This window comes from Henriciella sp. (assembly GCF_029936995.1).
Lineage (GTDB): Bacteria > Pseudomonadota > Alphaproteobacteria > Caulobacterales > Hyphomonadaceae > Henriciella.
In genome coordinates this window covers 677,467-689,759 of record NZ_JAPYRE010000001.1, presented here as the reverse complement: position 1 = coordinate 689,759, position 12,293 = coordinate 677,467, and the positions used below count along the sequence as shown (strand labels likewise).

The window sequence follows — 12,293 nt, the reverse complement described above, 5'->3', positions numbered from 1 at the left end:
TTAATAAGCGCCTAATTCGTCTCAAACACCACATCCCGGTGATGCTCCAGATATTCTGGCAGGGGCCGAAACTTCGCCGGCCTCAACTGCATGTCCTCATTGAAGAGCGACCGAACATGGTCGGGGATAATGATCTTGGAGGACACGATCATTCTGAGATCATCGCGAAAAGAAATCAGCCCGCGATCAAAAGCCCGGTCATGCAGCGAGTTGAGGCTGATCCCATTGCGCGGGTCAAGGCGCGTCTCCTCGCGCGCAGACCACGGAATGATGTGGCTCGCCGTCAAAAGTTCCGGTGAAACCTTCCCCATTACGGCACACTGATTGTCATAGGAAGGCAGCACAATTTCACGGAAGGCACGCTGGTTTTGACGGACCTTCACAACGCGCTCAACTTCCTTACCTTCGGCGACCTTGAGCACTGCTGACGGCTCGGCTTCAGCATAGAATATCTCGCCGACGATGCGCCGGGCGCGCTCAATGAATTGCGTCGGATGAGCGATGAAGTCTGCCCAAACCTTACGGTCCAATTGCGAAGCCCCACTAAGCCCCCTCTGAGCAAGGGTTTCGTCCAAGGACGCCAGGTTGCTGAGTTTCATTGCAACCGAGCTGGGCGTGCGCTCTAACTCACGAGATAGCCTAATGACGTCCGAGTTGGATTTGTCCAACTGTCCAAACCGCAGCCGCGTATAGAGCTCAATCGCGAGCGTGACTCCCCGGCGATCCCAGTTCTTCCACGCCATTCCGCTCCCAGCCGTTCCCCTCTCGAACGGTCGAGACTATCGCATGCGCGCGATTACGAAAGTCTTGCGGCAGATCACCCACCACCCTGACCTTCCCGCCTGCAATCGATCCACCGGATCGATGACCTTGCTGCGCAAACCGGCGGCGAAGCCCCTTTACCTCCCCCTGCCCCTGCCCCATCTTCGCGTTCATGGCACGTTCCTCCTCCCCCTCCGGCGTCGCGGACGCCGCCACCACATTCGACTGGTCCGGCGCGGCATCCGATGCGGCCGGCCGCCTGCCGTCCGACAACTGGACGCCGCACCGGCCCGACCGGCAGTGGGAGAAGATCGAGGGTGGCAAGCGCTTCCGCGTCGCCTCCGACTATGAGCCCGCCGGCGACCAGAAGACCGCCATCCCGGAGCTCGTCGAGGGCATAGACGCGGGCGAGCGCGACCAGGTCCTCCTCGGCGCGACCGGCACCGGCAAGACCTTCACCATGGCCAAGGTGATCGAGGCGGTGCAGCGCCCGGCCCTCATCCTCGCGCCCAACAAGACACTCGCCGCGCAGCTCTATGGCGAGATGAAATCCTTCTTCCCGGACAATGCGGTGGAGTATTTCGTCTCCTACTATGACTACTACCAGCCGGAAGCCTACGTCCCGCGCTCGGACCTCTATATCGAGAAGGAATCCTCCATCAACGAGGCGATCGACCGGATGCGCCACTCCGCCACCCGCGCCATCCTGGAGCGCGATGACGTGATCATCGTCGCCTCCGTCTCCTGCATATACGGCATCGGCTCGGTCGAGACCTACACCTCGATGACCTTCAAGCTCGAGGAGGGCCAACAGATCGACCCGCGCGAGGTCACCCAGCAGCTCGTCTCGCTACATTACACCCGCAATGACGCCGCCTTCCAGCGCGGCAGCTTCCGCCTCAAGGGCGACGTGCTCGATATCTTCCCGGCCCACTATGACGATTGCGCCTGGAAGCTCTCCTTCTTCGGCGACGAGCTTGAAAGCATTGTCGAGTTCGACCCGCTAACGGGCAAGAAGATCCAGGATCTGCCTGCCATCAAGCTCTACGCCAATTCGCACTATGTCACGCCGCGCCCGACGCTCAACAACGCCATCACCAGTATCAAGGCCGAGCTCAAATCAACGATCGACCATTTCGAGAAGCACAACAAGCTGCTCGAGGCCCAGCGCATCGAACAGCGCACCACCTACGATCTCGAAATGATGGCCGCCACCGGCTCATGTAACGGCATCGAGAACTATTCCCGCTACCTCACCGGCCGCAAGCCCGGCGAGCCGCCGCCGACGATGTTCGAATACCTGCCCGACAACGCGCTGGTCTTCGTCGATGAGAGCCACCAGACCGTGCCCCAGATCGGCGGCATGTTCCGGGGCGACTTCAACCGCAAGTCCACGCTCGCCGAATACGGATTCCGCCTGCCAAGCTGCATCGACAACCGCCCGCTCAAATTCCCCGAATGGGAAGCGATGCGCCCGCAGACCGTCCATGTCTCCGCCACGCCCGGCCCGTGGGAGCTGGAGCAGACCGGCGGCGTGTTCACCGAACAGGTCATCCGCCCGACCGGCCTGATCGACCCGCCCGTCGAGGTTCGCCCCGTCACCGGCAATGCCGAGAACAATCACATCAACCAGGTCGACGACCTCCTGGCCGAGGTGAAGGAGGTCGCATCGAAGGGCATGCGCTCGCTCGTCACCACGCTGACCAAGAAGATGGCCGAGGACCTCACCGAATATCTCCACGAACAGGGCGTGCGCGTGCGCTACATGCACTCCGACATCGACACGGTGGAGCGCATCGAGATCATCCGCGACCTCAGGCTCGGCGAGTTCGACGTGCTGGTCGGCATCAACCTGCTGCGCGAGGGGCTCGATATTCCCGAATGCGGCTTTGTCGGCATTCTCGACGCCGACAAGGAAGGCTTCCTGCGTTCCGAAACCTCGCTCGTCCAGACCATCGGGCGCGCCGCGCGCAATTCCGAAGCCCGCGTCATCCTCTATGCCGACAGGGTCACCGGCTCGATGAGCCGCGCCATGGAGGAGACAGAGCGCCGGCGCGAGAAACAGATCGCCCACAATGAGGAACACGGTATCACGCCGACCACGATCAAGCGCGCCGTGGCAGACATACTCGCAGATCTCGGCGAGGCCCGCCCCGGCAAGTCCGAACAGCTCAAGGGCGGCAAGTCCCGCCGCATCGGGCGCGGCGTCACCGAGGACAAGGCGCCGGCGCTCGAGCCCGGCTCCGGCCACAACATGGCCGCCGTGGTCTCAGACCTTGAGAAACGCATGCGCGAAGCTGCCGCGAACCTGGAATTTGAAGAGGCGGCACGGCTCAGGGATGAGGTGAAGAAACTCCGCGAAAGCAAGGAAGGGCTGGAGCGGGGGCTTTAGATTGGACCTAAAGTCTCAAAGTTAATCAGCGCGCACCTCACCTTCTTCTGTAGCCAGAAAGTTGTTTGTTTCTTTGAGACGTTGAGAAGCTTGTTCCCTAACACTTCCAGCAGGTTGGTGTTTATACCAGCTCTGGAAAATCTTTTGCTTCCGCCACCTAGTATAGAGCCCCTTTGCGCGTGGACCAAAAAATGGTGCTCGAATTATTAAGCTCAAAGCGCCAAAAGCCGCTGTTGCTAAAAACCAAGCGTTTTGGAAAATGCCTTCAAAGTCAGTCTTAGACAGGGAGAAGAGCGCGACTCCACCCAGCACAAGAAACAAAATACCGTTCAGCAGGTCAAACCTCTGATCAACTCGATCAAATTTACCGAGCAATCGAGTCTCATGATGATCCACTTGCAAGCTTATCTCCGCTTGAGCTTCTGAAGCTTTGCGAGCAGCTTTTTCAAGTCCTTCTTTAGCTGTTATTCCATCATCTTCTATTCGTTTCACCTCCTTGGCATGCTTGCGTTTCAACTTACTCTTTTCAGAAGAGAATTTTTTGCGCTCTTCTTCGATGGCGGCATTTTTTGCTATGTGTAGAAGAGAATCCGCCTCAATCGTGGATACGGAGTTTCTGGAATTTACGACCATTAACTCTTCTACTACGAGCGGAACTCGGAGGAAAAGTTCAAGCTGATCTGCAAATTCCTGACTGTGGTCCTTCGCTCGACGCTTAGCAGATTCAATGACTGATTTGTTGCTTGCCAGAATTCTCTGACAAGTGGCGAATAACTGAAGTCTAGGGATTTGTTGCGTGTCACCTGAAGGAATGCGCAACCAAAGCAAAGACGCCAGAACAGATGCTTCAATTACATAGCCTGCCGCATATTTAGGAATACTAGGTAAATGATCTCGAACAAAGCGCTCTGCAAATTGTACGAAAGTAGAGTTTTGTGTCAGCAATAGATATCGGGATTGAAAGTAGTCTGATGCGATCGCTTCCCCGCGTCTCCTGACAACAAAACCAAAAGAATAGGCATCTCTTTGACGTCGCACTACCGAAGCGCCAAACCCGCCGAAGTGAGCCTTGGAGGTGAACTCATCAATGAGATCTTGTGTGAAAAATGCGTGCTGATTGGGATATTGCGCAGGATCAAATGACGTAATACTAACGCCTGCTCTCTGCACTAACTTGTCAGGATGGGCCTGAAACGACCGAGCTAGTTGCTCCAGTTTCGGGTTACGCCTTATGGCGTCTCCGACCATCCCCCAACGCGAGACCCGATCCTTTTGCATTACTGATTGTATTACTTCAACCGCTTCCTCAATGCAGTGCGTCAGAGTAATCACCTTGATTTCAAGCTGGAGCGCTAAAGCCAGCACTCTTTGGATTGCCTCTCTACGGCTCTCTCCACTAAGGCCCACGAGATCGAGAATTACTGGTCCATCCAACACGAGAGTAAGGTTGACTTTCTCATCGCCAAGCCACTCCGGGGCACCAGAGAATCCTCTTATTACTCGAAATGCGAAACCAGCATCTGAAAACAAAAAAATCTGCTGAAGCGTAAGGTCATCGTGCTGTTGGCAGTACCTCACAAATTGAGCAAATCTGAACAGCCTATAGTTGTCGATAGAGGAGTAAATCGGCTCCTCATCAAGGGAATCATCAACATTCCCTGTGATATGTTTTCCTTGAAGAAGTCGAGTAACGCTGTCTTCAATCTGCTCTCGCGTAGACTGACTTGCTGAGGTTAGCCATAAAAAGAGGTCATTCTCCCAGTCGGCTTTGTCCACTTCTTCTTCGACAAAAGGCAATGATTCTGCTTTATCGTAGAAAAACCGCCAGAAACTTTCGACGATCATACCGAAAGACCTCTCAAGAGAAGGCCCTGCTTCCGGCGGTGGCCGTTTTAGATCTTCTGCCACCCGGTAAACTACAGGATCAGAATCCACCTCAATGTATAAATATTCTTGATTGTGTAAAATATTGATCGCCAGATCGGCAACAAGTTCGGTGAAGTCTTCCCCAAAAACGGTTTGAGACTCACTAATAAAAAGCTCCTTATTAAATAGCTTTCCTTTTTGGGGAATTAAAAAAGTACCGAATATATTGGATAATAGCTCAAATGTGCTTCCGCCATTATCAATATTTTCTTGGACCAATGCTACTAAAGCAAGTCGATCATGATGTTTCTTGTCTAACAATGGCCACCCAACCTCTGTCATTCGATTTTCAATTCAATCTTTTATACTCCTCTCGATTATCTGAGATGTAATTGCCAATCAATAATCTGGCTTCGGTTGATAGCTGATACTTAGTGATATCAGAGTTTATTTTTTGATATTTATTGAACCCTACTCCTCCCCCGCCAAACAATCCGGCCATGATCGCCCCAAGGTCATCGGCGCGGCGCTTCTGCATCTACCCACCTCCTCCGGAACCCCCACCTCCCCCGCCGCATTCCATCAGCAAGCCAAGACATAAAAGGACTTGCGAGATGACCGATGCGCCCGGGAAGAACCAGCCGCTGATGGCCGCCGCTGCCCTGGTGGGCACGGGCGTGCTGCTGCGCCAGTGGAAGCCGCCCGTGCTCGAGCTGCCGGACACGAAGAAGAAACGCCCGCATCTGGATCGCGGCGCGACCCGCAGGGTGCGCCAGACGCGCGACACGGTCACGAAATGGGCGCTGCCGTCGAATATGGTGAAATCGCTCGGCAATTCGCTGATGGTCCTCGGCGGCGGGCTCGCGGCGCTGCGCCTAATCGACGAGATCGTCGACGATCATGAGCGGCTGTTTTAGGCAGGTTCGGCGCAATCGGCCCTGATTGCGAACGGAGACTTACGCAGCATAGAGCCGCCCCCGCTCACTCTCCCGCTTGACGCCTGCCCCACAAAAGCGGACGAGAGCGTTTCATGTACGACCTCGTCCCGCTTCATGCTGCCGACCCGCGCGAGGTCGCCCGGTTTCTCGCCAATAACCGCGAGCGCTTCCGCCCCTATTCCCCGACCCGCTCGGACCACTATTTCACGCGCGAGCACTGGCGCGCCGCCTGCCGCCTGGCGCGCACCGAGTGGCGCGACGACAAGGCCTACCGTTTCTGCATCGAGCTCAAGCGCGAAGCGGTGATCGGCAAGATCGACCTCGACCGCGTCGCGCGCGGGCCATTCCAGGCCGCCACGCTCGGCTACATGCTCGACCGGCTGCACGAGGGCCGCTCGGTGATGCGCCGCGCGCTCGCCGATGTGCTGCGGCTTGCGTTCGAGGAGTTCGACCTGCACCGCGTCGAGGCGGCGATCATGCCGGACAATACCCGCTCCCGCGCGCTGGCGGAACGCCTGGGCTTCCGCGAGATCGGCTTGTCGCGCGCCTATCTCAAGCTCGACGGCCACTGGCGCGACCACGTTCTCTACGAAATCAGCGCGGGCGACCTCACCCATCCGTCGGGCCTGCGCATGCGGCGCTGAGCCAGCCTGCCAGTCACGCGATGGCAGGCATTTGCGCCAAGCCCCTGTTCACAGGGCATTAAAAAAGTATGATATAATCCGTCAGGGTTAACCGGGTCCCCTCTTCCGGTGCCCGGAGACCCGTCGCGCCCGGATCGAGAAGGCCGGGGCCCTTTCATGGCCTGCGCCACAGAAAGCTCGCAGGCCGCAAGATATTCACGTAGATTGCCGCCATGCCCGAGACTGACCCACAAGACCGCGAAACACTGCCGCTGGTCACACCGCTGTCACACCATGACCACACCGCTGGTACACCGTCAAAACACCTCCAGATGCTGTCGCGTGCGCGGGACAGCGGCAAAAACCTCCTCTGGATAGGCCTTGCCGGAGCGTTCGCCTGGTGGATCGCCGCTTTTGGCGGGGTGGCTGCATTCATCGGACTGGATGGATTGTCGGAGCTCTCGCCTGCCGTAATCCTCGCAGGCTTCGTCGCGCTTGCCATTCCGGGTCTGATGCTGGTCATGGCGGGCCTTCTGGCACGGGAGAATTCGCGCGCCGCCTCGACCAATGCCGTGGTGCTGGAAGCCGCCGCGCGCCTGCTCGCCCCGATGCAGACAAGCGGTGAGGAGTCGACGGTTTTCGCCGGTCACATGCGCGAGAGCGCCGCCCAGGTTGACCGCGCAATGGCTCACGCCCTGTCCTCCATGAAGGCCATGGCCGGTGAAATTTCTGATGAAAGACAAAGACTTGAGAGCGTTTCGCATGTCACCGCAGACAATGCTCGCGAGCTTGCCGAACGCCTGCATGTCGAGCGCACATCCCTGGAGCAGCTGGCCGCAGACATCCGCGAGCAGACAGACATGATGAGCGAGGCGATCCCGCGCCAGGCAGCAGACATGCGTGATTCCGCGCGCCAGGCCGCTGCCGATATCGCCGAGGCCGACCAGGCTCTCGAAGCCCGTCTGGAAACCCTTGATGGTGCCAGTACCCGTCTGACGGAAAAGGTAAAATCTCTCGACGAGATGTCAGCCGAAGCAGCAAAACGCAGCGAAGAGCTCACCTTCGCTGTCACGCGCATGGAAGAGAAGCTGGAACAGTCCCGCCGCATGGTCGATCAGGCCGTGCGCGCTGGCGAAGTCGCTGCAGCAGGCGCCCACACGACAGGCGACCGTTTGACGGAAGCCGTAAATTCCGCCCTCGAACGCGCCCGTGCCGCTTCGCGCGATATTCAGAGCGAAGCGCTGGAAGCCTCCGAAAAAGCCGCCGTATCACTCGCCCAGCTCAAAGCTGCCGGACAGGAAGCCGCAGAAGCCGTCCGTGCCGCCCGCGCTGAAGCTGAAACTAACGCAAAAGAACGTCCGGCGGACCGTCCTGCTGAGACCCCTGTTGAAAAGGCCGAACAAAGCTCGTCCGAGCAAATTCACTCCGCAGGAAAGCCGCAGACACACCCCACACGCGGCCCGTCCCAGCCCAGGCTTGAGGATGATGACGTCTTCGAGGACACGCCATCCGTAGCAACACCATCAGAGCATGGCGATGATGGTGATGACGACCTGTTCAATTCCGACAAGACCGACACGTCAGACCATTCATCGGCCCCCAAAGAAGGACCGGAAGAAAGTAAGAAAGATCTTGCCATAGACGGCGGCTCTCTGACGCAATCCCGCGAAACCGGCAGGCCAAATGGCGATGCTGGCATGAGCACTGAGACTTCCCGATCAGACGAGACAGGACGAACGATCCCGTTCCTGCGAAAACGAACTGATCGCCATCCGCCCTACCTCAAACCCGTTGGCGGCACCCAAGCGGTGAATCTGGCCCCGGCCGATCAGACCGATATGGATGAGGACGAAGACAAGACCGGTGAGACCAGCCTGCACGAAAACCATGAAGGCGAGCGGGCCCAATCTGACGCTGGTTCACACGAAGCGTACCGCGATAACCGCCAGCAATGGAGCGACATACTCGCGGACATGGACCATGACAGCAATTCTCCCATGCCGCGGGAAGCGGTGGCTGAGGAGGTTATCAACAAGCTCATGGAATCCGGTGTCAGGCTCGGCGACATCTTCCGCCCTCGCGACAAGAAGAAGATCGCCAACGCGGCCCGCAAAGGCGCTGGCCTTCGCCGCAAGGCTGTCGTCGATACAGCGTCGCAGCAGGTTCAACGTGTCCAGAACAGGCTCGATAGCGACCGCAAACTGATGCACATGGCACGCGAGTTCCTGGCCCTGGAAGAACCCGATGCGCTCACAGCATTGGAAAAGACGGCCCGCTCATCGCGCAATGCAAGCGCGCGCCTGTCTGCTTTCATGTTGATCGATGCCGCGCTAGGCTAGGAACTATCAAACTCTTACCTCTTGTGGAGAATAAATCATGTTCCGGTTTTCTGCTCTTGCCGCTTCGGCCCTTTTTGCCCCGCTGATCGCGATGGCGCAGTCTGCCACCATGTACAAGACACCCTGGTGCGGGTGCTGCTCAGGGCATGCCGCCTATTTGGACGATCATGGATTCGACGTTGAAGTGATCGAGAAAACTGCTGAAGAACTTGCCGGGGTCAAGGAAGAGAACGCTGTTCCTGCTGCCCAGCAAGGCTGCCACACACTCATGATCGAAGGCTACGTGGTAGAAGGTCATGTTCCCGTGGAGGCCATCGAAGCCCTGTTGGCAAAGCGCCCTGACATCACCGGTATTTCCCTGCCAGGCATGCCGGCAGGATCGCCTGGTATGGGCGGCGAGAAATCGGGGCCTTTCATCGTCGAAGTGATTGGCACTGACGGAAAAGTCTTCATGGAGCTTTGAGCCTTGGCGGTCCGCGCACCGACAACCAGAGCATTTTCCCGCGCCCAGGCAGCCGAAGCCAAGGCCCCACTGGAAGCTGAAGTGGCCGCTGAGAAAGCGGCGGCACTGGGCCGGGCCGGCCGTGCACTGGAAAAGGCTATCTTACGTCTGGATAGCGCAGAATCTGAAGCAGAACGGGAAGCCCTGCTCATCGATGCAGCCCAGAAGACTCAGGGCTATTTTCTTATACGGGAGTTGAATGGCTTGCGCGATCAGCGCGACATCATCCAGTCATTCGATATACCCCGTGCAGTCCTGAACCGTATCGGCATCAGCCAAAGAAGGTGAAGGCCTGATACCTGACAGGCCCCACTGGAAACCGTCAGAAACGCCTTACCCCTTTCCCTGGTATCGAACCTTCTATAGGCAAGCCCAAGGCCAATCAGAGCGTCTGTTTATTCCATGATGAAGCCATCATTGCGCATTACATATTTTATCGTTGCAGCTCTTCTCGCCGCAACATTGTGGCCGATTGCAACAGCCCAGACCGTCGTTACACGTGAGCAGACGCGTGAAGCATTGTTATCGCTTGAAAGCGAGCTTTCCCAATACTCCGCAGAGATAGATGAAACAGCAGATCTGCTTGAGGGCTCGACAGAGCAATCAATACTCAGCAGCAAGATTGTCCGGCTTGCCGAAATCTGGACCGATCTCGGCCGGATCGAAAGTGATGCGGAGTCAATTCGCTCCCGGATCACACGCTCCATAAACGATGTTTCGCCCCTTCTTGGAGAGCAAGATTCCAGCTCGGAAAAATCGACGGAGCCGGAACAGCCAGAAGAAAGCCCTTCAAGAACCGCGATCAATAGGGTTCTCGAACCCTTACGCGATATCAAGGCGCGTGCGAGTGTCGTGGTGGCAGAAGCCCGACTGGCCAGAACCGAAGCGCGCCAACTCGAAATCGAACTGACGAGCATGCGCGATCAGGAACTCGTTGCCTCTACATTGGACCGGGGCCCCTCGCCCCTTCAGGCTTCCGTCTGGGCCAGTGCTGGCGATCGCGTCATGACCGCCATGTCTGAAGTTTCCGATAGCGTGGAGCGCTGGCGCCGTGACCGGATCGCCGAAGGTAAACCCATGCCGCTTGTCATCCTTGGTCTAAGCGCAATTCTCGCACTCGCCGCTATTCTTGGCATCAATGCCCGCTTCCACGGCTGGCAGGTCCGGAAATTCGCCGAAAAGTCCCCAACCCGGCAAGCCGTTGCCTCGGCGGCCATGACCAGTTTCCTGTTACGTCTGGTTCTTGCCGTAAGCGCGGTGGCAATAGTTGCTGGCGTTGCGGAAGCGATTGGCGCGCTCGATTCAATGGAGCCCTCCATTGCCACCTCTCTGGGGGCGGTCGCCATTGCCGTCATATCCGCGCGAGCGCTTGTGGAGTCGGTAATGGCACCGCGAACCCGCGCGTTTCGCCTGATAGCTGTCGGAGACAGGAGCGCTCACGCGGCGTGCCTGGCGTTTATTGTCCTGGTCGTCATGTTCGCTCTTGAGACCCTCTTTCAGGCGACAGGCGCGATTTCTCCAGCCGGCGCTGAACAACGTTCCGCAGGGACATTCCTGCTCGCGCTCATAACGGCTGGCCTGTTATGCTGGCTCGCTTTCGAACTCAAGCCGAGGACAGATAGTGGCGCGACCCTGTTGCGTCAGGCTGGGCGGATCGTCCTGGCCGCGCTGGGGCTGATCATACTGGCTTCATCAGCGGCAGGCTACTCACAGCTTGCGCGCTTCATGGTCGAACGTATCGTCCTGATTTCTTTTGTTCTCCTCATCGCAATTCTCGTGCGCGAACTCATCCGCGCGACGGCGCTGAAGTTCGTCTCCGGTGTTGTGGAGCGCCACCGCTACCACTCCGCACGCAATGAGGAAACTGAAGAGAGCGAGGGCAACTCCGCCATGAGCGGGGAGTTCTGGGTCAGGCTCGTCGCAGACGTCTTGATCTTCCTGCTCCTTCCACCATTCATCCTTCTCGCACTCGGCATGCCCGCGCAGGAACTCTGGAATGAAATCCGTCGCCTCATCACCGGTGTGGAAGTTGGCGGCCAGCGCATTTCCATGGGCAAGGTCTTTGCGGCCCTGATGACGCTCGCCTCGGTACTGCTGGCGACGCGGCTGGTTCAGCGCGGGCTCGAAAAGAACATCTTCCCGCACACCCAGATAAGCTCGGGCGCAAGTAATTCACTGATCACGCTTCTTGGCTATGCCGGCGTAATCATCGCGATGATCTCAACCATCAGCGTCGTCGGGTTCGACCTCTCCAGTCTTGCCATCATTGCTGGTGCCCTGTCTGTCGGTATCGGTTTCGGGCTGCAAAGTATCGTCAGCAACTTTGTGGCAGGTCTGATCCTTCTCTTCGAGCGCCCGTTCAAGATTGGCGACTGGATCGTGACGCCGTCGGGCGAAGGTACAGTGCGCAAGATCAATGTCCGTGCAACCGAAGTCGAAACCTTCGACCGTCAATCGATCATCGTGCCGAACGGCGAACTGGTCAGCTCCTCTTTTGGCAACTGGACGCACAAGAGCGAAGTCATGCGGATTGCCGTACCGGTGGGCGTGAAATACGGCACCGACAGCCGGCTGGTCGAGAAGCTCCTTCTGGAAGCCACCGAAACCATCGACAAGGTCAGGTCCTTCCCGCCAGCCTATGTTATCTTCAAAGGCTTCGGTGACAGTGCACTCGAATTTGAACTGCGCGGTTACATCATCGCGGATGATATCGTCACGGCACCATCGGAGTTGCGCCACGAAATCGCGGCGATCTTCAAGCGTGAAGACATCACGATCCCGTTCCCGCAGCGCGACCTCAATTTCGAGTGGCCTGCATCTCTTGCAAAGCCCGAGGCTGACGCAGGCCCTGACGAACAATCATAGCCGAAC

10 protein-coding genes are annotated in these 12,293 nt (G+C 57.7%); 7 read left to right on the top strand and 3 right to left on the bottom strand.

What is annotated here, in order from left to right:
• Positions 1–11: 11 nt before the first annotated feature.
• Positions 12–743 carry an HNH endonuclease gene (locus Q1K31_RS03315; protein ID WP_300376673.1) on the bottom strand — a complete coding sequence of 244 codons (732 nt, stop codon included), beginning with the start codon at positions 741–743 and terminating at the stop codon, positions 12–14.
• A 191-nt stretch (positions 744–934) separates the two neighbouring features.
• Here Q1K31_RS03315 and uvrB point away from each other — a divergent pair, with 191 nt between their 5' ends.
• Complete coding sequence (uvrB, locus tag Q1K31_RS03310) at positions 935–3,154, top strand: excinuclease ABC subunit UvrB (protein WP_300376671.1); 2,220 nt, start codon at positions 935–937, stop codon at positions 3,152–3,154.
• A 21-nt stretch (positions 3,155–3,175) separates the two neighbouring features.
• Here uvrB and Q1K31_RS03305 read toward each other — a convergent pair whose 3' ends face one another.
• Both Q1K31_RS03305 and Q1K31_RS03300 read right to left on the bottom strand, forming a co-directional pair.
• A complete protein-coding gene (locus Q1K31_RS03305; RefSeq protein WP_300376669.1) occupies positions 3,176–5,362 on the bottom strand; it encodes a hypothetical protein in 2,187 nt (728 codons plus the stop codon).
• A gap of 7 nt (positions 5,363–5,369) precedes the next feature.
• Positions 5,370–5,558, bottom strand: a complete 189-nt coding sequence (locus Q1K31_RS03300) for a hypothetical protein (protein WP_300376667.1) — start codon at positions 5,556–5,558, stop codon at positions 5,370–5,372.
• 76 nt (positions 5,559–5,634) lie between these two features.
• Here Q1K31_RS03300 and Q1K31_RS03295 point away from each other — a divergent pair, with 76 nt between their 5' ends.
• The 6 genes from Q1K31_RS03295 to Q1K31_RS03270 all read left to right on the top strand — a co-directional run bounded on the left by Q1K31_RS03295 (position 5,635) and on the right by Q1K31_RS03270 (position 12,287).
• Positions 5,635–5,937: a hypothetical protein gene (locus tag Q1K31_RS03295; RefSeq protein ID WP_300376665.1), complete on the top strand. Its 303-nt coding sequence runs from the start codon at positions 5,635–5,637 to the stop codon at positions 5,935–5,937.
• Positions 5,938–6,050: 113 nt separating this feature from the next.
• Complete coding sequence (locus Q1K31_RS03290; RefSeq protein ID WP_300376663.1) at positions 6,051–6,602, top strand: GNAT family protein; 552 nt, start codon at positions 6,051–6,053, stop codon at positions 6,600–6,602.
• A 212-nt stretch (positions 6,603–6,814) separates the two neighbouring features.
• Positions 6,815–8,920, top strand: coding sequence for a hypothetical protein (locus tag Q1K31_RS03285; protein ID WP_300376661.1), 2,106 nt, complete (start codon positions 6,815–6,817; stop codon positions 8,918–8,920).
• Between the two features lie 37 nt (positions 8,921–8,957).
• Positions 8,958–9,383 (top strand): DUF411 domain-containing protein, encoded by a 426-nt coding sequence (locus tag Q1K31_RS03280; RefSeq protein WP_300376659.1) that lies wholly within the window; start codon positions 8,958–8,960, stop codon positions 9,381–9,383.
• Between the two features lie 3 nt (positions 9,384–9,386).
• Positions 9,387–9,710, top strand: a complete 324-nt coding sequence (locus Q1K31_RS03275; RefSeq protein WP_300376657.1) for a DUF6665 family protein — start codon at positions 9,387–9,389, stop codon at positions 9,708–9,710.
• Between the two features lie 114 nt (positions 9,711–9,824).
• Positions 9,825–12,287, top strand: a complete 2,463-nt coding sequence (locus Q1K31_RS03270) for a mechanosensitive ion channel domain-containing protein (RefSeq protein WP_300376655.1) — start codon at positions 9,825–9,827, stop codon at positions 12,285–12,287.
• Positions 12,288–12,293 lie beyond the last annotated feature (6 nt).